The organism is Agromyces sp. ISL-38 (genome assembly GCF_018613935.1).
GTDB lineage: Bacteria > Actinomycetota > Actinomycetes > Actinomycetales > Microbacteriaceae > Agromyces.
Genome location: NZ_JAGGPF010000002.1, coordinates 19,396 through 39,388, shown reverse-complemented (window position 1 = coordinate 39,388; position 19,993 = coordinate 19,396). Strand labels below are relative to the sequence as shown.

The following is a 19,993-nucleotide window of genomic DNA, read 5'->3' as shown; positions in this document are numbered from 1 at the left end:
TGTGGATCAGATCAATTTCATCGCGATCGTCCTTGCAGCTTGCGACAGGGCGATTCAGTCGTTCGTGCACGCGGTAGCCGAGGAACCGGCAACGTGGCTGGGCATCGGGGCAGCAATCGTCGGCATCGCTCTGCTACCCACTGCGCGTCGTCGGAATTCGGCGAGTCGCCGGTAGCGTTTGTTGAGGTCGCCGGATTGCGGCGCATTGGATGGACTGAGGGGAACGATGAGTCTGCTGAACCGCCAGACGTTGACGATCATCAAGGACTATGGAACCGACGTGGAAGAGCGTGTGACTGTGCGCGGCTTCGTTTCCGGCAACTCGGCAAAGTTTCCATTCGACACGAAGGTCTACGACGGCGATGTACTCGAGCGCCCTGATCCGCGCGGCGGTGTCCTGCTGGCGCGCGTTCAGGGCGTGACGGTCTACGACGCCGGTTCGTCCGCCGTCAATCACATCGCTGCCCGGCTCAAGCCACTTTGACCCAGACGGTGCGTTGGGACAGCTTGTAGTGGTTTTCACAACGCTCACGATCGGAAGATTGACGCACGCGCGGACCGGTTCATAATCGTCCTCGTTCCTCACCGGCCTGCGGCTTATCACAAGAGGAATCCACCAGGGATTCGTCGGCCGCTTCCGATGAGGAGGCTCACCATGAGTGAGAACAACCCCGCTGCCGGGCTTCCGGCGGCACCAAGTCCGGTGCGGACGCTCGCCGTGCGCATGACGGACGACCTGCGAGCGCAATTGGACGTCATCGCCCAGCTCAACGACCGCAGCGTCACCGAAGAGATCCGTCTCGCCCTCGAGGCCTGGGTCGAGACCAGCAAGTCCGACCCGAAGGTCCTCGCACGGGCCGAGACGGTGCGGGCCGAGATCGAGCGCGAAGCGAAGACCAAGCAGAGCGCGATCGAGGCCATCTTCGGAGGCAGCGCACCCGCTCCCAAGGGCGCGCGCGCCAAGCCGTCCAACGCCTGACTGGACGCGGTGACCGATCCGGGACGACGAGCCACGATGCGCTCGCTCCCGGATCGGCCGCCGAACACCCCCGCTCCACCGCACGCCTCCTACCCTTAGGACACTGGTTGCCCGCTGCTATGAGCAGCATTTGCGTCGAGCACCTGCTCGGCTTCGTTTGTGCTTCTTAAAAAGACCTGATCAAGGTATAATTACGAGCAGATATTGCACATCGGTTGAGCCTCGCTCCCGAACGCGAATCACCCACAGTTTCGCCCAGCCCGTGTCGGCCTACGCCGGTACGCTGTGGGCAAGCCTGTGAGTAACCATTACAACCACCTCTGCGTGGAGGAGTAGACGCAACGACATGATCAGACCCACAACTCAAGATGCAGCGGCAACGAAGTCGCCGAAGGTGGTGACGTGGTAGTGGCGCTCAAGAAGTCGGATCTGTATAGCTCCCTCTGGAAGGGGGCTGACGAACTACGCGGCTCAATGGATGCCTCGCAGTACAAGGACTACGTCCTGACCTTGCTCTTCGTGAAGTACGTCTCGGATAAGGCGAAGGTGAGCAAGAACAGCTTGATCGTCGTTCCGAAGGGCAGCTCATTCGACGACCTGCTCTTGCTCAAGCACAAGCCCGACATCGGCGAGCGGATAAACGTCGCAATTCGTGCGCTCGCTGACGAGAACGAACTCGTCGGAGTCATTAACAACGCCAACTTCAACGACCCGAACAAGCTCGGCGACGGTAAAGACATGGTCGCTCGCCTCAGCAACCTGCTAGGCATCTTCCAAGACCTCGATTTCTCCGGTTCGCGCGCCGAGGGCGACGACCTATTGGGCGATGCGTATGAGTACCTCATGCGTCACTTCGCGACCGAGTCTGGCAAGTCGAAGGGTCAGTTCTACACGCCCGCCGAAGTCTCGCGCGTCATGGCGCAGCTCATCGGCATCACGTCGAGCACACCTAAGTCGGCGACCGTCTATGACCCAACCTGCGGCTCCGGCTCGCTCCTGCTGAAGGTTGCCGCCGCCGCACCCAATGGCCTAACGGTGTACGGCCAAGAGATGGACAACGCCACGTGGGCGCTTGCCGTCATGAACATGATCCTGCACGGCAACGCGACCGCGGAGATCGAGCCGGGCAACACCATCGCGAGGCCGAGGTTCCTCAAGGATCCCAAGACGATTCAGACCTTCGACTTCGTCGTCGCCAATCCGCCTTTCTCCGTGAAGACCTGGACGAATGGACTTGAGGAGGGTTATGGCCGCTTCGAGTTCGGTCGCCCACCGGAAAAGAATGGCGACTACGCCTTCCTTCTACACATCCTCAAGTCGCTGAAGTCGACCGGCAAGGGCGCGGTCATCCTGCCGCACGGCGTGCTGTTCCGTGGCAACACCGAGGCAACTATTCGCCGCGAGATCGTCAAGCGCGGTTACATCAAGGCCATCATCGGGTTGCCAGCCAACCTCTTCTATGGCACCGGCATCCCGGCATGCATCGTCGTTCTCGACAAGGAGAACGCCGCCGACCGCACTGACATTTTCATGATCGATGCCTCAAAAGGTTTCGAAAAGGACGGCCCGAAGAACCGCCTCCGACCGCGCGACATGCACAAGATCGTGGACGTCTTCACTAGGGAGCTCGAAGTGCCGCGTTATTCGCGCAAGGTGCCGCTCAACGAGATCGCCGACGCGAAGAACGACTACAACCTGAACATCCCACGCTATGTCGATTCGTCGGAACCCGAGGACATCCAAGACCTGCACGCCCACCTCCAGGGCGGCATTCCCGATCGTGACCTCGACGCTCTGCAGGCCTACTGGGATGCGTTTCCATCTCAGCCGATGACACTCTTCAAGCCTCTGCGACCCGGCTACTCCGAGCTCGCCATTGACAAAGGCGCGATTCAGGCCACGATCACCGGCTCAGCCGAATATCGCGCCTTCCACGACGAGGTGAAAGGCCAGTTGGCGCAGTGGTGGACGGGTCATCGAGCTGAGCTCGAGGGCATCACAGCAACAACGCTACCGAACGAACTCATCGAGTCCCTCGGTGAGGAACTGCTGATCCGCTTCCGTACCCGCCCGTTGATCGACGAGTACGGCGTCTATGAGCAGCTCATGCGCTACTGGCATGCGGTGATGCACGACGACGTCGCTCTGATCATGAGCGAGGGCTGGCTCGATGCATCGAAACCCCGCCCCGCTCGGATCCTCGGCGAGGACAAGAACAAGAAGCCTATTTATGAGGACGCGCACCTGATCTTCGGCACGGGTGCTAGAGCAGCGCGTTGGGTCGCCGACCTCGTGCCCCCGGAACTGATCGTCGAGCGCTATTTCAAGACTGAAAGGGCCCAACTCGACCTATTCCAGGCTGACGTTGAAGCGGCCACTCTGGCCATTGTCGAGTACGTCGAAGAGCACGCCGTTGAAGAGGGATTGCTGTTCGATGCTGCCGATGACGAGGGCAAGGTAACAAGCAAGCTGGCAACAGACCGGCTTAAGGCGGCGAAGGCCGAAGGCGCCGAGGCCGACGAGATCGCGGCACTTGATCACGTCGTCACACTCTTCAAGGCGGAGACCGTCGCAAAGAGGGCAGCGAAGGACGCGAATCTAGCTCTGGAGCAGGCGACGCTTGCTCAATATGGGCGATTGAATGAATCCGACGTGCGGGAGCTCGTCATCAATTACAAGTGGGGTGCCACTATCGACAATGGCGTTTCTGGAGAGGTCGCGTCACTTCTGCGGCTCCTCATCGAACGATTGCGTGTGCTGGTGAGTCGGTACGGAACTACCCTCGGCGAAATTGACAGTCACGTGAACGAACTAAGTGCAAAGGTGGCGCGGAACCTAGCTGCAATCGGGGTTAGCGCATGACGGTTCCGCTTCGGACACTACTGAAGAGTCCGCCGCGATATGGCATCGGTGCCGCATCGGTGCCCCACAAGTGGGACCTCCCGACATATATACGGATCACTGACATAGATGAAGACGGCCGGTTCTCACCCAGCCCACGAGTCTCGGTTTCGTCGTCGCAAAGCTCGATGTACATGCTGCGCTCGGGCGACATCGTAGTGGCGAGGACTGGGGCGAGTGTGGGGAAGTCGTATCGATATCGGCCCGACGATGGCCCACTTGTCTTCGCTGGATTTCTTATGGCGATCTCGCCCGACCCTGCAAAGCTCCTTCCGGAGTACCTTGGCTTCTTCCTTCAGACAAAGGCCTACTGGGACTGGGTCGAAGTCGAGTCAACGCGAAGTGGGCAGCCTGGCATTAACGCACAGCAGCTAGGCAACCTACCCGTGCCCATCCTTCCGGTGGATCACCAACGGATGATTGCGCGACAGTTGCAGGCGGCGGAGCAGTTGGTCGATGTGCTCGAACAGCTCATTGCCAAGAAACGAGACGTAAAGCAAGGCATGGTGCAGGAACTACTGACCGGGCGAACCCGTCTCGCGGGCTATGCCGAGCCATGGCAGCGCGTGGTCCTCGGGTCGCTCGGCGTATTTTCGAAGGGACGCGGCATCAAGAGGGACGAAGTGCGCCCATCGGGTATTCCATGCATTCGATACGGCGAGCTTTACACTACGTACCGCGATTACACAGCCAAGACGGTGTCGTTTGTTGGTTCCGACGTCGCATCGACGTCTCAGCCGATTCGATCGGGTGACCTCCTGTTCGCTGCGTCGGGCGAAACGAAAGAGGAGATTGGCACGTGCGTTGCCTATGTTGGCGAGCAGGACGCGGTGGCAGGTGGAGACACAATTATCCTGCGCGGCGGGGGCTACGATCCAGTGTATTTGGCGACACTTCTAAACACGCCTGCGATGGTCGCGCAGAAAGCGAGCGCCGGGCAAGGCGACGCAGTCGTGCACATTAGCTCACGAGCCCTCGCCGGTATCGAGTTCGATTTGCCAGAGATTGGCGAACAGCGTGCCGTGGCGCAGATTATTCGTGACGCGGACGCGGAAATCGATTCTCTCGAGCGTCGGCTCGAGTCCACTCGGCTCATCAAGCGGGGAATGATGCAGGAGCTGCTCACGGGGCGCACGCGCCTCGCGACAACGGAGGCCGCAGCATGAGTCAGGTCGGTCAGATCGAACGCAAGACGCAGGATCGCGTCGTCAAGCTCTTCCAGGAGCGGCTCGGCTACGAATACGTCGGAAGCTGTGAGAACGACAGGGAGAATTCTCATATTGAGGAGCTCTACTTGCGACAGAACCTCACCGCGCGTAGTTATGACGACGATCTCATCAACAAGGCGGTTTACGAGCTTCAAAGGGCTGCGGCGGTCGGTGGTAGTGCCTCGCTGTACGAGGCCAACCGTAAGGTATACGAGCTGCTGCGCTACGGCATCAAAGTCAGCCCGGGCGCTGGCTTGCCTCACAAGACCGTATGGCTGATCGACTGGTCCAATCCTCATGCCAACCACTTCATGATCGCTGAAGAAGTGTCGATCAAGGGCGAACACAATAAGCGCCCTGATGTCGTGCTCTACGTCAACGGGCTTGCCCTTGGGGTCATCGAGCTCAAGCGCTCAAAGGTGAGCGTCTCTGAGGGCATTCGGCAGAACATCGGTAATCAGAAGCAGCACTTCATCCAGTCCTTCTTTACGACGGTTCAGCTGCTCTTCGCTGGCAACGACGTCGAGGGGCTGCGCTACGGCGTGATCGAGACGCCGGAGAAGTACTGGCTGGAGTGGAAGGAGCCAAGCGCTGGAGTGGAGCGCCTCGACGCTGGTCTGCTGCAGATGTGCTCGAAGGACCGCCTCCTCGAGCTCATCCACGACTTCATTCTGTTTGACGCAGGCGTGAAGAAGACCGCTCGTCACAACCAGTTCTTCGGCATCCAGGCCGCCAAAGAGCGCATCGCCCGACGCGAGGGCGGCATCATCTGGCACACCCAGGGCTCGGGCAAGAGCCTGACCATGGTTTGGCTCGCCAAATGGATCCTTGCGAACCAGCAGCACGCACGCGTGCTGATCATCACGGACCGTACCGACCTCGATGAGCAGATCGAGAAGGTGTTCCTTGGTGTCAACGAAGCCATCTACCGCACTACGAGTGGCGCCGATCTAATCAGCAAGCTCAATTCGAACAAGCCCAGCTTGATCTCGTCACTCGTGCACAAGTTCCGTGGCGGCGACGATGAAGTCGAGCGTGATGAGGCGGGCGAAGAGTTCCTACGTCAGCTCAAGGCAAGGATCCCCGCAGGATTCTCCGCGAAGGGCAATCTCTTTGTCTTCGTTGATGAGGCGCACCGTACACAGTCAGGCAAGATGCACGACGCGATGAAGGAGCTTCTGCCAGGAGCGATGTTCATCGGCTTCACCGGTACACCGCTCTTACATGCCGACAAGATGACCAGCATTAAGCAGTTCGGGACATTCATCCATACATACAAGTTCGACGAGGCCGTTGCCGACGGCGTCGTGCTCGACCTGCGCTACGAGGCGCGCAACATCGATCAGGATCTGATGAGCGCGGGCAAGGTCGACCAGTGGTTTGAGACCAAGACCAAGGGCATGACCGACCTCACTAAAGCGGAGCTCAAGAAGCGCTGGGGGACAATGCAGAAGGTTGTGTCTTCGGAGCCACGTGCCAAGCAGATCGTCATGGACATCTTGAGTGACATGGATATCAAGCCACGCCTCGTGGATGGCCGCGGCAATGCCATGCTCGTCGGCGAAAGCATCTATCAGGCATGTAAGTTCTACGAGATGTTCGTCAACGCTGGCTTCGAGGGCAAGGTGGCGATCGTCACCAGCTACGTCCCCAACGCGAGCGACATCGCCAAGGAAGATGCCGGCGCGGGCAAGACCGAGAAAATCAAGCAGTACGAGACCTACCGCAAGATGCTCGCTCACTTCTTCAATGAGCCCGAGGACAAGGCTGTGCTACGCCTCGAGGAGTTCGAGAAGGAGGTGAAGCGGCGCTTCATCGAAGAGCCCGGCCAGATGCGCCTGCTCATCGTCGTCGATAAACTTCTCACCGGTTTCGACGCGCCTAGTGCCACCTACCTCTACATCGACAAGTCGATGCGCGACCACGGCCTCTTTCAGGCAATCTGCCGAGTCAACCGGCTCGACGGTGACGACAAGGAATACGGCTACATCGTCGACTATCGCGATCTCTTCAAGTCGCTCGATCGTGCCATCACCGACTACACTTCGGGTGCCTTCGATAGCTACCAGAAGGAGGACATCGACGGACTGCTCAGGGACCAGATCGAACAGGCCCGCGAGTCTCTCGATGAAGCCCTCGAGCGTATTCGAGCCTTGTTGGAACCGGTCGCCCCACCTCGGGAGACGCAGCAGTATCAGCACTACTTCGTCGCTGTCGAGCCGGGCAACGCAGCGCAAATCAAGGCTAACGAGATGCGACGCGTTGACCTCTACAAGGGAGTCTCAGCTCTCGTACGCGCATACGCGTCCATTGCTAACGACATGGCCGAGGCGGGCTACTCGGCAGTCGATGCGGCTGCTATCAAGCAAGAGGTCGCCCACTATGTCGACGTTCGTGACGAGGTGAAGATCGGTGCTGGCGAGAATGTCGACTTCAAACAGTTCGAGGCAGGTATGCGCGCGCTGCTCGACACCTACATTCACGCCAACCCGTCGGAGGTCGTCGCGACCTTCGAGGACAAGGGGCTCATCGAGCTCATCGTCGAGCGCGGCGCTGGTGCCCTCGATGACCTTCCTGAAGGCATCAAGAAGAATCAGGAAGCCGTCGCCGAGACGATCGTCAACAACGTCCGTAAGACGATCATCGACGAGCACGCGATGAACCCGAAGTACTACGACTCGATGTCGACACTTCTCGATGCGCTCATCGAACAGCGCAAGCACGATGCCATCGACTACGCTGAATACCTTCGGCAATTGCTTGAGCTAGCCGAGAAGGTCGGCCGTGGAGAGTCGGATCGCATCTATCCGGACTGGGTGCAGACGCGCGGAGTTCAGGCCATCGTGGACTACTTCGACGATGACATCGATACCGCCAAAATGGTGCATTTGACGGTGCTCCGTGAACGTCGCGCTGGATGGGTCGGCAGTTTCCGCAAGGAGCGAGAGCTCGCCAACATTCTCCGTGACGAACTCCCGGGCCTCGACGAGGCCGCCTTCGACGAACTTTTCAAGCTCATCAAGAACCAGCTCGAATACCACGGCGGAGGTCACTGATGACCACCGCCTACTTGACGGTTGCGGGGCTCGGGATCGATGTCATCTATAAGGACATCAAGAACCTCCATGTCTCCGTCTATCCGCCAATCGGTAGAGTGCGGGTCGCAGCTCCGCAGCGCCTCGACGAGGACAGCATCCGCCGCGCCATCATTCAGCGGCTCCCTTGGATCAAACAGCAGCGCACCCAGCTCCAGAACGCCGCGCGACAGACCGAGCGGACGATGCGCTCGGGGGAGACCCACTACGTATGGGGTCGCGCGCTTCTACTCGACGTTTCTCGCACGGGAAGGCCAGATGTCAAAGTCGACGGTGACTCACTCTGGGTGGTGTCGCCTGAGGGCACCGACGCCGAGCATCGCTACGCGATCCTCGACCGCTGGTATCGCCGCGAGCTGAAGGCGGCACTTCCGCCATTGCTCGAGAAGTGGCAAGCGATCATCGGCCACGAGCCGACGAAGGTCGTCGTCCGCCGTATGAAGACCAAGTGGGGCACATGTCAACCGAACTCGGGAGCCGTCTGGTTCAACCCCGAGCTCGCCAGGAAGAACCCGCGCTGCCTGGAGTACATCGTCGCTCATGAGCTAATGCATTTCCACGAGCGCACACACAATGAGCGATTCGTTGCCCTTATGGACAAGCACTTGCCCGACTGGCGCTCTAGGCGGGACGAATTAAACGAAGCGCCACTGGCGGCGGAGGAGTGGATTCATGACTGAGTTGCCCGTCGCTGCTCTGCAGTTGCTGTCGGATGAACCAGCGACAACGGACCTGCTTTCGTTTAGCGCGATTGCCGACACGGTTGTCGATGCACTCTTCGATGACACTCTCAACCCGGTAGCGCTCGGTATCTCGGGGACCTGGGGGAGCGGGAAGACCACGGTCCTCAATCTGATCGACAAACGGATCACGGGCCGCTCAACTGACGAGCGGACGATCGTCGTTGTACGAGCTGACCCCTGGCGCTATGACCCGTCACGTGGCCCCAAAGAGAGCCTGATCTCCGCCGTGCTAACGGCTCTGGCGGATGAGTTCAAGGGGTCGGACCTAGTCAAGCAGACGGCCGGTGAGGCACTCAAGAATCTCGCAAGGCGGGTCAACTGGTCCAAGGCAATCAAGATGGCAGCGACCACGGCACTTACTGCACAGCTTCCGTCACTCGATGCAGTTATGGGGCTGGTCAGTGACGAGCCGGAGACACTCGACTCAGAGAAGGGTATGGACAACTTTCGCGAGGAGTTCGAGTCGCTCCTCGAGGATGAGGCGCTATCGCACGTGCGACAGGTGGTCGTCCTCGTCGATGACCTCGACCGGTGTCTACCACAGACGGTTCTTGAGACGTTGGAAGCCATCCGTCTCTTCTTGTCGGCGGAAGGCATGTCCTTCGTCATTGCCGCAGACGAGGCTCGCGTGGCCGAAGCGATTCAGCAGAAACTCCAGACGCCAGACCCCCGCGACGGTACAGAGAGCATCGCCAGCCTCTACCTTCACAAGATCGTTCAGACAACAGTGCCGTTGCCAGCACTTAGCTATTTCGACACACGTGCATACCTCTTTCTCCTGCTCGTCCGGTCGATTGTCGAATCGAAGGTGTTCGCTCACCTCGTCGCTGACTGCGACGCGCTTCGAGTCGACGCGGGGAGTCTTGACGATCTTCAGATGCCAGAGGGCGTTGATCTCGCAGCCTCGATGGCAACCGCTTCGAGGCTCACGCCGGTGCTCTACGAGAAGTTCCAGGGCAATCCGCGCCGTATCAAGCGCTTTATGAATGACCTATACATTCGCCAGTCAGTGGCGGCGAGACGCGGCATCAAGCTCGAGCCCGACGCTATCGCCAAGCTCATGGTCATGGAGCGCCTGTTCAGGAAGGATTTCGAGGCGCTCATGGATTGGCTTGCCTCGGGGAGCTTGCGCGGCAAGCTCAACCAGCTGCAGCTCCTTGCGAGGGGTGGGCAGTCGGATGCAGACACCGAGAAGGAGAAGAAGGTCGACGGAGACCCGGCCGCCATCGAAGGCGAGTACTCAAGCACCATGGTGCGTTGGGCAAAGCTGCCGCCCGAGCTCGAGCCCACCCTCGTCTCGGGATATCTAACATTGGCCGCGGCTTTCCAAGGACGCCTCCTGGTGGACGAGTCGCTCTCTGAGACGTTGCGCGACCTAGCTGCCGCCTTGACGTCAAGCTCGCAAATCGACCGCACCGCAGTGAAAGACAATGAGATCAAAGCCTTGCCGCCGGGCGATGTCGTGGAACTGCTGGCTCACCTCGGTCGGCGCATGCGCGATGATCCTTCGATCCAACTCCCGACGGTGAACGCCATCGTCACGATCGCAACTCTGCACCCCAGCGAGATCGAGGATGCCAAGCGCGCCCTCTCATTGCTCCCGGGTGCCGAAGTGAAGTCCTCCAGCGTGCTTGTCCTGAACGGCTTGGCAGCAGACTATGCGGATGTGCTCGACGGGTGGTCGGCCGGTGCCGATGACATAACAAAGCGAGCAATCGTCTCCGTGCGAAAGCAGGGCGCCTGATGGGTACCAGCGGGGCCTTCAAAGGGAGCGGCGGCAAGGACGCCAAGAGTCTGCGCGACGCAATCAGCGACTGGCTGGGAGGCTCCGATGAGGTTCAGCAGAGTACGCCCGCCGGTCCGGAGAGCGACCAAGCGAGCGAACCGGGGCACTTGAATCCCGACGCTCTCGCTGCTGCGGCCCGTCTCTGGACGCGAGGCCCGTCGGGTGGTGGCTCCGGTGGCACGGGTAGTGGTGGCGGTGGTCGGAGCGCTGGGGGTGGGCGCGGATCGTCGGGCAGCGGTAGGTCGTCCGGCGGCGTCCAACGTACCGTCCGGCGCGTGGCTGGCCCGGCTGGTCGAGCCAGTGCCCTTGCGCGCGCATACGTCGCGGGTGACCGCCCGATGCTCGAGGAGGCCGGGCTCAGTTACGACCAGCTTCGAGCACTCGATGACCCGCTTGAAGTCGGCCGCAAGATTGCCGAGGTCGCGTTCGAGGGTCAGCCCGATGGCAGCATCGAGGACGGCGAAGCGCGCCTGATCGTGGCCCAGCTGGCCTCCTGGATTATGGATGCGGATGGCGCGCGCCCTGAGCCTGACCAGATCGTTCGGTACTCGATCGAGCTCATGATTGCACGGGCCACGCTTACCGAGGTGAGCGACACTATCCGTAAGGAGTCCGACCCTGTCAAACGGCGGGAGGCCGAGGCAGAAGTGCGCCGGGGTGCGAAGGTTCTCGCGGGCAAGCTCAATCTCGACGGTGTGGGAGCGAGCGCAGCGGACATCACGCGCGCGATCGAGACGAGCGTTCAACAGTTGGTAGATATCCACGGGGAGCCGACGTGACCCGGCTTGCCCTCGTCACCGACCGAACACGAATCCCGACCGACGTCGACGAGGTCTTCGTATGGGATGGGGCGGCGGATCAAAGCTTCAAGACGAAACTGACCCCGACCTTGTCCCAACTGGGCACTGTTCCACCGCTCAGTGCGGACGTCGTACGTATCGCACTCGCAGTCTATGCGGCCGACCACAGCGTCAAGCGGGAAGGTGGCGGGTCCAACTGGAACCGCCGTGAATTGGACGTGATCGTGCCGGTCAGCGACCCGGAGTTATGGGCGCGTCACTCGGCAGAACTTATCGTCGTGACCAACTTCCTCACCGGCGACGACTGGAGTTTCCAGTTCACCTACTACGAGGGCGAAGAGGACCAGCAGCCACTCGTGGCTCACGCGCCGGCTCGCGTGGTCTTGGCCAGCGGCGGCGCGGACTCGGGGACGGGCGCCGTCATCTCGGCCAGTTCCCTCGCAATCGGATCGTCGCATATTCTCGTGTCCCACTCGAGTTCCGGCGCAACGAGCGGATCGCAGCAAGAAGTTCACGACGCTCTCGAGGTGCTCTTCTCGGGCAAGCAAGAAGCCCATCACCGGGTGTTTCTTGCTCGTGCCAAGAAGCGCCTGGATGGGACGGAGTACTCGGACGAGCCGTCAAGCCGCTCCCGGTCTTTTCTTTTTCTTGCGCTCGGACTCGCCGTCGCTGCGCAGTCGGGGGCCACGCTGTGGATCCCGGAGAACGGGTTCGCATCACTGAACCCGCCACTTGGTCCCGAACGGCTCGGAGCACTTTCGACGAAGACCACTCACCCGTGGTTTCTCTGGCGCTTTCAGGAACTCCTCATGAAAGTCGGCGCACATGCTGCACTAGAGAACCCGTTCCAACTCGACACCAAGGGGGAGATGTTCGCGCAGGTCGCTTCGCTGCTCGGGGCCGACGAGGCATCCATGTTCCTTACCTCGACGAACTCGTGCTCGCACACCGACCAGAACTACCAAGGTGTGCCGAGCGGTACACACTGCGGGGTGTGCTTCGGGTGCATCGTGCGGCGCGCGTCCTTTACGACGTCGGGGGTGAAGGATGCAACCCGCTACCTAAGTGAAGACCATCAGTTCGATGCATACACGGCGAGCCATTCTGTCGTGGAAGCTGCACGCGACTTCGTGGACCGTGGCATTGACAATGCCACCATCATGGCGATGCCGCTGCCTCCCGGTTTGACGGCGAGAGAAGCAAAGCACCTCTGTGAGCGCGGACGAGCGGAACTGGGGGCCTACCTTTCATGAAGTTGCCGCCACTCGACGCTCACGCGCACGTGTCGCCTCAGGTGTCAGGTCGGGACCTCGAGGACCTTGGCGCCGTAGTCCTGATAGCGACAAGGAGCGCCGACGAGTTCGAGAGCGTCCGGGGTCGAAAGGACCTCGTTACTGTGTGGGGTGCTGGCTGCCATCCGTCGTTAGTCGGAGCCCAGCGGGAGTTCGACATCCAGGACTTCCGTAGCGCTCTGGAGTCGACACCATACGTCGCCGAGGTCGGGCTCGACGGTGAGTCGCGTGTGCCGATCGAAGGGCAGATCGAAGTGCTCGAGTCGATCCTCAACTGCTTGCGCGAATCGCCTCGCCTCGCGTCGCTCCACAGCTTTCGCGCGACAGGTCAATTGCTCGGCGTGCTCGGTCAACAGCTCGATCGGCGCGGCGTGATTCTACATTGGTGGCTTGGAACGACCGCCGAAACGCTCCGGGCAGTGAAGCTGGGTTGCCACTTCTCGATCAACTACTCGATGATTCGCGCAACGAACGACTGGCACGTGATTCCACTTGACCGCTTGTTGGTCGAGACGGATCATCCGTCCGGAGACAGATTCTCTAGCAAGCCGCGGCAACCTGGCCGCGTACAAGACGTGGAACGCGCAATTGCCGAGCATCACGGCATTACCACCGAAGAGTTGCGACTTCAGCTTTGGCGAAACTTTGCCGCGTTAGTTTCGTCGACCGGCACGATGCAGATGTTCCCTCCGCCAGTTCGCAAGATGCTCCAATTTGTAGCGTCTCGAACGAGTTGATGGTTTTGGCGCTGGAGCAGGATAGGAACGACACGCTCAAGCACCACGCCGCGGACGAATCGGCACCCCTGCGCGCCGCAAAGCAGTGAGTATCGTCTGGGCATCGAAGCCCAGCTGCTTGCCTATGGTTGCGGCCGATAACCCACCCACATACCGCCGTGTAGCGAGTTCAATCTGGCCGTCACTAATGCGCCGCATTGTCTCGACACCACGGGCGGCGAGATGCTGCCCCACGGTCTGCCGGCTGATGCCAAACTCCCGGGCGACGGTGTTCACGCTGCGTACTTCACGGTAGCGAACGACGAGCTGATCGATCTCATCAGGACGAAGCTGGCGTGCTCGGCCAACAGGGGTGGGCCGCTTGCTGGCTGGTCGTCGCGACCGACGCGATTGGAATACCAGTTCCAGGGGTGAGACGGCTACTACACAATGTTTTGAGTGGTATTGCAATAGCCCCACCGAGTGAAACGCCCGAGATCGCGAAGATCTCGGGCGTTTCTTCGTTGTCCTCGCCAAGAGCCGGCTCACCCTCGTCCCCGACGCGGCAGCGTTCACACGGTCCCAGGTGGAGTCATGAGCGAAGAGACATGCCCTCAGCGTCGGCTTGATGAGTCCGTCCTAGTCGGCGAGCAGGTACTTGACGCGATCTCGAGTCGCGCGGCGCTCCGGACGAATGCGGAAACTGATGGGGAGATCGCGGGGAGCCTCATCCGGAACATCGATCCGGAGGGCGTCCGGATCCCGGCGGTATGAGAGCTTCGGGCGATACGGCCCGACGAGGTCCACGCGCTCGATGCCCGTTGGCAGCAGGCTGAGTTCGCTTCCGAGTGAGCGAATCTGAATCTCGCTCCCGGTGACGGGCCCGAGTACCGTCGCGAAGAGGTCACCTCGCGCTGTCGTGAAGCGGATGTCTCGGTCGGTGAAGGCTTGGCGCTGAGTATCGGTGAACTCCCCCTCGGCGACCACGGTCGGACCCTCGCCCGGAACGATCCATGGTCGCGTGCCGTAGACAGCCTCACCGTTCACCGCGAGCCAGGAGCCGATCGTCTCCAACAGGGCGATCTCCTCCGCGGGGATGGTCCCATCCGCTTTCGGACCGATGTTGAGAAGCAACGCCCCGTTCTTCGACACGATGTCCATCAGGTCGCCGATGAGATCGAGAGGACGCTTCCAATGTTGAGGTTCGACGTGGCTCCACGAGGTGGTCGAGACTGACGTATCCGTCTGCCAGAATTCGGGTCGGATTCCTGCGAGCTGGCCGCGCTCGACGTCGAAGATCGCTGTGCCGGGCTTGAAGGCGTCGAACTTGTAGTTGATCGCGACGTGCCGGCCCCATTCCTCGGCGCGTGTGTAGTAGTAGGCGGCGAAACGGCGGAGATAGGGTTCGAAGGCCGGCTGTTCAATCCACCAGTCGAACCAGACCAGTTCTGGTCGATATCGGTCGACCAGCTCGCACGTCCGCACCAGCCAATCTTCCAGAAAGGCCGTGGTCGGTTGGGTCTCTTCCGGAGCAGCCGGGCCGTAGAGGTCGACGGTACCCGGGTCGTCGATGTCAGACGGGAAAGAGCGGCCGCCATTGAAGAAGAACCAATGCTCGGCGCGATGTGAGGAGACACCGAACGTCATCCCCTGTGCTCGCACTGCTTCGGAGAGCTCTCCAACGACATCGCGCTGAGGGCCCTGGTCTGCGGCGTTCCACCGGGACAGCTCCGTCTTGTACATTGCAAAGCCGTCGTGGTGTTCGGCGACGGGTACGACGAAACGTGCGCCAGATCGGCTGAATATGCGTGCCCATTCGTTCGGGTCGAACCGCTCGGCGCGAAACATCGGCACGAAATCCTTGTAGCCGAACACTCGCTGGTCGCCGTAGGTGGCGCGGTGATGATCGTATTCCGGTGTCCCGACGCGATACATGTTCCGCGGATACCACTCGCTCCCGAAAGCGGGAACGGAGTAGACGCCCCAATGGATGAAGATCCCGAACTTGCCATCGACGTACCAGGGCGGAGGGGTGATCAGCAGATCGTTCCAGTCAGTCGAGCGGGACCCGGCAGCGATGACGCGATCGATTCCGTCCAGTCGGTTGCGGCTCGCATCGTCCAGGGCGTCCACTGCACTCCTTCGTGACTGCGGCCGCCTCGAATCGACCGCAAACTCACCTGCAAAGTTAGAGTAAAGATCTAACCAATTCAACTCACGCGCCGTCAATATCGATTCACATTCGCCGATTCATGCCTACTGCAGCGAGGGATCCGGCGTCTTATGAGCCATATCATGCAGTATGCATCCGATGATTTGCGCAGGATCTGGTGGCAGGTTGTCATACCTATCGGGGTGGAATCGTGGACTGCGCACCTGATGTCCCGTGGGAGACCGCCAAGTAGTTCGACCGGAAACTGAGAAACAGAAACGCCGACCCCGTCGACGTGGACTCCCGAATGAAACGGAGGCATCATGCCCGAGATCCGCTGGACCGACCTTGATCGCCCGGCGCCCGAATGGTTCCGCGACGCAAAGCTCGGAATTTTCGTGCATTGGGGGCCGTATTCAGTTCCGGCTTGGGCCGAACGCGTGGGGGCGAGCGGCGAGCCGCCTGAAGGGGAGTTCTTCAAGCACAACCCCTACGCCGAGTGGTACTGGAACAGCATCAGCCTGCCCGGAACTCTGGCGCATGCTCATCACGTCGAGCGTTACAACGACGCCCCGTACGACAACTTCATCGACGCCTGGACGGCAGCGGAATACGACCCCTCCGAGTGGGTCGACGTGTTCGTGCGGGCCGGGGCGAGGTATCTGATACCCACGACCAAACACCACGACGGCGTTCCCCTTTGGAACGCGCCAGGAAGCGGCACCCGCAACACTGTGCACCGCGGGCCACGCCGCGACCTGATCGCGCCCCTCTTCGAGGCGGCCCAATCGCGCGGGCTGCGGTTGGGGGTGTACTACTCGGGCGGCCTGGATTGGGGCGTGACGGGTCTCCCGGACATCGCCGATGACGCGGCTCTCCACCGGAACCGCCCCAACGATGCGCGCTACGCCCGGCTCGCCCATGACCAGCTGGTCGACCTCATCGACAGATACAAGCCAGACGTCCTCTGGAATGACATCAATTGGCCTGATGCCGGCAAACGCGCCGGCGCCGGAGGCCTGTATTCACTCCTTGCCGACTATTACGACCGCAATCCAGACGGCATCACGAACGACCGGTGGGGTGTAGACCATCACGGGTTCCGCACGAGTGAGTATGCGATGGCGCCGGGAGCGGAGCAGGCGGAGACGTGGGAGCACTGCCGAGGACTGGGACACTCCTTCGGCTACAACCGCGACGAGCCGGCGTCTGAACACCTCGACGGAGACGCCGTGATCGCTGTGCTTGCCGATGTCGTCTCGCGCGGGGGGAACCTCTTGCTGAACGTCGGTCCAGATGAAGCGGGTCGGATTCCTGCGCCGCAACGCGCGGCGCTGGAATCGCTCGCCGAATGGATGTCGCACCACGCCGATGCCATTCACGACACCCGCCCGTACCTCGCTGGCCAGGCCGGGGAAGAACCCTGGGTGCGATGGACACGATCGTCCACATCCGTCTTCGCCATAGCCGAGCGTGGGCCGGATGCGATCGAGTTGGGGGCCGTGCCTGCGGAGCTTCAGGCAATGGAGATCATGATCGACGGACGCCCTGCACGCCTCACGCGAACAGACACGCGGTGGAAAGCTCACGCTACGACTCCCCGGTTGACGGCGCACTCCCTCGGGGTTGTGCAGTTTCTTGGTGAAGCGGGGGGCCCGCGGTGACGTCCGACCCGCGCGCGATCCTCAAGAAGATCCCCGGGTTTCACGACGCGAATTTCACGCTCACACGCGCGGCCGGGCAGAGCTTGAACAACGAATTGTGGCGTGTTTCCGTTGGCTCGCGCGTCTGGGCGTTGCGCGTCGCGCAGGCGGAGGACGCCCTCGGTATCGACCGCGGGCACGAAACTGCAGCCTCGGTGGCAGCGGCGGACGCTGGCGTATCGCCTGCCGTGGTACATGAGCACGGTGGGGTACTTCTCCTCGACTGGATCGAGGGTCGGACACTGAGCGATGCCGACTTCGCTGAAGAAGGCGTACGACGAATCGCCAGGCTCCTGCGTGCTGCTCATGTGCGGGCGCCACGGGGGCTTCCGACGCTCGCTGACAGGGTGGAAGGGATGCTCGCCCGGGCCGTGGCCCGCGGTGCGCAGTTGCCCGACGGGCTCGAATCGGCTCTCGAGCGAGTCCGCGCGGCGGAACCCGCGAGGGCCGTGCTCACCCACCACGACGTGTGGCCGAACAACGTGATGGACGACGGCGACCGGCTGTGGCTGGTCGACTGGGAGTTCGCGGGCGCCGGTGATGGAATGTTCGACCTCGCGACCGTTGCACGGACGGCGAACCTCACTGCCGAGGGTGAAGATGCCCTGCTCGAGGAGTACGGCGCGCCCGGAGCCTCGCGCCGACTCGCTGAGGCGCGTTGGAGTGTCGGACTCTTCGAGGGCGCATGGGCGCTTGCGATGCACACCGTGCGCGGATCCGACGGCCCCTTCGACTACGTAGGCCACGCTCGTCAGATGTTCGCCGAGCTGTCGAATGCGCCCGATTCAGCGCCGCACGAACCGCATTCCTCAATGATCAGATGATTGTCTTGCGAGCGCCTGCTGTTCGTGAGTCGAGTGCATCGACGGGCGCCCCCTCTGGCAGCGGCACCTCACCGATGCCGGTGATCGACGTGAGGGTCGGATACCCCCGCTCGAGCAGTGCCGCATCGCTGCCGGGCGCGTGCTCCGCGTCGGTGTCGGCGACGGTCATCCGCATCTCGCCTTCGCCGTGCTCGGTCGCGGTGGTCTGCACGATACCGAATGTCGCGAGCGACGCCGCCAGCAACGGCCGATCGCCCGCGTCGGGATCGTTCGGCACGTTGAGATTCAGCACCGTGCCCTGTGGGCTTGCGAGCAGCGACGGCAGCACCGAGCGGGCGAGTCGTGCGGCAGGTTCCCAGTGGCACATCAGCGGATGCATGCCGACATCGAGCGACACCGCGAGTCCGCGGGCTCCGTTCGCGCCGCCCGTGAGCGCCGCGCCGACGGTGCCGGAGTGGAGCACTGCGCGCCCGACGTTGGCACCCCGGTTGATCCCTGAGAGCACGGCGTCGGGCGGAGCTCCGAATGCGCCGTGCGCGGCGATCAGGGCGATGAGCGCCGGCGCTGCACGCACCGCGAAGCACTGCGCGTCGAGTCCCTCGATCTCGCGCGCCTCCATGTGAATGCGGCCGTCGGACTCGGCTCCGAGGATCGACGCGCTGCTGCCGCTCGACTGGTGAGCCGGCGCCGCCACGACGACGTCGAGTCCCTCGGCGAGCGCGCTCGCGGCGAGCGCGTGGAGTCCGGGTGAGTCGATCCCGTCGTCGTTCGTGATGAGCACCCTCATGTGCGATCGACCTCCACTCGAGCGGCGAGTTCGTCGGGTGAGAGCCGGCCGCCGTCGTCGATGGCGAGCTCCCGCACCTCGACTTCCCTGCTGAGGCGGCGGATCCCCTGGCCGTCGCCCGTGCCGAGGCCATGGCGGGTCACGTTGAGCGCCCCCGCTGCCGCACCGAGCGCCACCGCGTCGCGCAGGGACTGCCCTTGGGCGAGCGAGGCGGCGAGCGCAGCGGTGAACGAGTCGCCCGCGCCACTCGAATCGACCTCTTCCATCACCGGCACGCGCACCGCGACCGCCGTGTCGCCGTCGACGACCAGCGTGGCGTGGCCGGCGCGCGTGATGACGACACTGTGCGCTCCCTTCGACCTGAGGTGCAGCGCTGCCGCGATGAGTGCGTCCGTCGAGGTGTCGGTCACCGCGCCCGATTCGAGCAATTCGCTGTCGCTCACCTTCGCGAGCCGTACCCCGCCGGCGAGCGCCGCGGCGAGCCTCGAGCCTGCGAGGTCGACGACGACGATCCGGCCGGCCGCATGGAGGTCGGAAGCGAGGCGACGGTAGACATCGTCGGGCAGTACCTCCTCTTCGCCGGAGGGGCCGCTCAGCAGTACGAGGTCCGCGTCCATCGCCTCTCGGAGCGTGATCGCATAGAGCTCGTCGAGATCGTGGCGCGACAGCGGGTCGCCGGAGAGCTCGGCGACGGCCGTGCGTTCACCGCTCCGGCGGTCGTGCACGTAGGCGGCTCCGCGTCCCTCCCGCCGCACCGCCTGCACGGTGATGCCCTCGTCCTCGAGCAGATGCTGTACGACGCGACCGGACTCGCCGGTGAGTGCGGCGCACAGCGTGACCGTGCAGTCGAGCGTGCGCAGCATCCGCGCTTGCCAGACGCCTTGGCCTCCGGCATGGAGGTGCAGGTCGGTGCCGCTCGCGTCGCCTTCGAGCGTGACCGTCAAGAGCGGTGACGGGGCGAAGATCATGACATTGGGCATGAGAATCCTCTCGTCGTGTTCGACGCT

Annotated in this window: 16 protein-coding genes; 12 read left to right on the top strand and 4 right to left on the bottom strand. The window is 62.1% G+C overall.

The genetic code is table 11. The features are described from left to right. The first annotated feature begins 226 nt into the window (after positions 1–226). From J7E25_RS03115 to J7E25_RS03070, 10 genes are all read left to right on the top strand, one after another. Entirely contained in the window at positions 227–484 is a 258-nt protein-coding gene (locus tag J7E25_RS03115) for a hypothetical protein (RefSeq protein WP_214867924.1), read from the top strand. 171 nt (positions 485–655) lie between these two features. After that, positions 656–979: a ribbon-helix-helix domain-containing protein gene (locus J7E25_RS03110; RefSeq protein ID WP_214867923.1), complete on the top strand. Its 324-nt coding sequence runs from the start codon at positions 656–658 to the stop codon at positions 977–979. Positions 980–1,387: 408 nt separating this feature from the next. Continuing rightward, positions 1,388–3,841, top strand: coding sequence for a class I SAM-dependent DNA methyltransferase (locus J7E25_RS03105; protein ID WP_214867922.1), 2,454 nt, complete (start codon positions 1,388–1,390; stop codon positions 3,839–3,841). Beyond that, complete coding sequence (locus J7E25_RS03100) at positions 3,838–5,046, top strand: restriction endonuclease subunit S (protein ID WP_308164335.1); 1,209 nt, start codon at positions 3,838–3,840, stop codon at positions 5,044–5,046. Before J7E25_RS03105 ends, J7E25_RS03100 begins: the two co-directional genes overlap by 4 nt. Beyond that, on the top strand, positions 5,043–8,144 hold the full coding sequence (locus tag J7E25_RS03095; RefSeq protein ID WP_214867920.1) for a type I restriction endonuclease subunit R: 3,102 nt from the start codon (positions 5,043–5,045) through the stop codon (positions 8,142–8,144). Before J7E25_RS03100 ends, J7E25_RS03095 begins: the two co-directional genes overlap by 4 nt. Further along, a complete protein-coding gene (locus J7E25_RS03090) occupies positions 8,144–8,863 on the top strand; it encodes a M48 family metallopeptidase (protein ID WP_214867919.1) in 720 nt (239 codons plus the stop codon). Before J7E25_RS03095 ends, J7E25_RS03090 begins: the two co-directional genes overlap by 1 nt. Continuing rightward, positions 8,856–10,670 carry a P-loop NTPase fold protein gene (locus J7E25_RS03085; protein ID WP_214867918.1) on the top strand — a complete coding sequence of 605 codons (1,815 nt, stop codon included), beginning with the start codon at positions 8,856–8,858 and terminating at the stop codon, positions 10,668–10,670. The genes J7E25_RS03090 and J7E25_RS03085 overlap by 8 nt, the downstream gene beginning before the upstream one ends. Positions 10,671–11,050: 380 nt before the next feature. Then, positions 11,051–11,491 carry a hypothetical protein gene (locus J7E25_RS03080; protein ID WP_214867916.1) on the top strand — a complete coding sequence of 147 codons (441 nt, stop codon included), beginning with the start codon at positions 11,051–11,053 and terminating at the stop codon, positions 11,489–11,491. Next, positions 11,488–12,765 carry a hypothetical protein gene (locus J7E25_RS03075; RefSeq protein WP_214867914.1) on the top strand — a complete coding sequence of 426 codons (1,278 nt, stop codon included), beginning with the start codon at positions 11,488–11,490 and terminating at the stop codon, positions 12,763–12,765. Before J7E25_RS03080 ends, J7E25_RS03075 begins: the two co-directional genes overlap by 4 nt. Beyond that, entirely contained in the window at positions 12,762–13,541 is a 780-nt protein-coding gene (locus J7E25_RS03070; protein WP_214867912.1) for a TatD family hydrolase, read from the top strand. Before J7E25_RS03075 ends, J7E25_RS03070 begins: the two co-directional genes overlap by 4 nt. Positions 13,542–13,577: 36 nt before the next feature. Here J7E25_RS03070 and J7E25_RS18120 read toward each other — a convergent pair whose 3' ends face one another. After that, positions 13,578–14,000, bottom strand: a complete 423-nt coding sequence (locus tag J7E25_RS18120; RefSeq protein WP_308164349.1) for a helix-turn-helix domain-containing protein — start codon at positions 13,998–14,000, stop codon at positions 13,578–13,580. A gap of 159 nt (positions 14,001–14,159) precedes the next feature. Further along, positions 14,160–15,653, bottom strand: coding sequence for an alpha-L-fucosidase (locus tag J7E25_RS03060; RefSeq protein ID WP_214867908.1), 1,494 nt, complete (start codon positions 15,651–15,653; stop codon positions 14,160–14,162). A 342-nt stretch (positions 15,654–15,995) separates the two neighbouring features. Between J7E25_RS03060 and J7E25_RS03055 the strand changes: the two genes are divergently transcribed. Both J7E25_RS03055 and J7E25_RS03050 read left to right on the top strand, forming a co-directional pair. Next, the gene (locus J7E25_RS03055) at positions 15,996–17,336 is read left to right on the top strand and encodes an alpha-L-fucosidase (protein WP_214867907.1); all 1,341 of its coding nucleotides are present in this window, start codon (positions 15,996–15,998) and stop codon (positions 17,334–17,336) included. After that, complete coding sequence (locus J7E25_RS03050) at positions 17,333–18,199, top strand: choline/ethanolamine kinase family protein (RefSeq protein ID WP_214867905.1); 867 nt, start codon at positions 17,333–17,335, stop codon at positions 18,197–18,199. Before J7E25_RS03055 ends, J7E25_RS03050 begins: the two co-directional genes overlap by 4 nt. On the opposite strand, the gene surE is transcribed toward J7E25_RS03050, so the two are convergent. Both surE and J7E25_RS03040 read right to left on the bottom strand, forming a co-directional pair. After that, positions 18,192–18,986: a 5'/3'-nucleotidase SurE gene (gene surE, locus J7E25_RS03045; protein WP_214867903.1), complete on the bottom strand. Its 795-nt coding sequence runs from the start codon at positions 18,984–18,986 to the stop codon at positions 18,192–18,194. The genes J7E25_RS03050 and surE overlap by 8 nt on opposite strands. Continuing rightward, complete coding sequence (locus tag J7E25_RS03040; RefSeq protein WP_214867901.1) at positions 18,983–19,966, bottom strand: PfkB family carbohydrate kinase; 984 nt, start codon at positions 19,964–19,966, stop codon at positions 18,983–18,985. Before J7E25_RS03040 ends, surE begins: the two co-directional genes overlap by 4 nt. Positions 19,967–19,993 lie beyond the last annotated feature (27 nt).

What these genes read in the sequence shown, in the direction of transcription:
- J7E25_RS03085 (WP_214867918.1), top strand. Translation starts at nt 8,856, where the DNA reads ATGACTGAGTTGCCCGTCGCTGCTCTGCAGTTGCTGTCGGATGAACCA.
- surE (WP_214867903.1), bottom strand. Translation starts at nt 18,986, where the DNA reads ATGAGGGTGCTCATCACGAACGACGACGGGATCGACTCACCCGGACTC.
- J7E25_RS03090 (WP_214867919.1), top strand. Translation starts at nt 8,144, where the DNA reads ATGACCACCGCCTACTTGACGGTTGCGGGGCTCGGGATCGATGTCATC.
- J7E25_RS03040 (WP_214867901.1), bottom strand. Translation starts at nt 19,966, where the DNA reads ATGCCCAATGTCATGATCTTCGCCCCGTCACCGCTCTTGACGGTCACG.
- J7E25_RS03115 (WP_214867924.1), top strand. Translation starts at nt 227, where the DNA reads ATGAGTCTGCTGAACCGCCAGACGTTGACGATCATCAAGGACTATGGA.
- J7E25_RS03070 (WP_214867912.1), top strand. Translation starts at nt 12,762, where the DNA reads ATGAAGTTGCCGCCACTCGACGCTCACGCGCACGTGTCGCCTCAGGTG.
- J7E25_RS03095 (WP_214867920.1), top strand. Translation starts at nt 5,043, where the DNA reads ATGAGTCAGGTCGGTCAGATCGAACGCAAGACGCAGGATCGCGTCGTC.
- J7E25_RS03100 (WP_308164335.1), top strand. Translation starts at nt 3,838, where the DNA reads ATGACGGTTCCGCTTCGGACACTACTGAAGAGTCCGCCGCGATATGGC.
- J7E25_RS03080 (WP_214867916.1), top strand. Translation starts at nt 11,051, where the DNA reads ATGCTCGAGGAGGCCGGGCTCAGTTACGACCAGCTTCGAGCACTCGAT.
- J7E25_RS03110 (WP_214867923.1), top strand. Translation starts at nt 656, where the DNA reads ATGAGTGAGAACAACCCCGCTGCCGGGCTTCCGGCGGCACCAAGTCCG.
- J7E25_RS03055 (WP_214867907.1), top strand. Translation starts at nt 15,996, where the DNA reads ATGCCCGAGATCCGCTGGACCGACCTTGATCGCCCGGCGCCCGAATGG.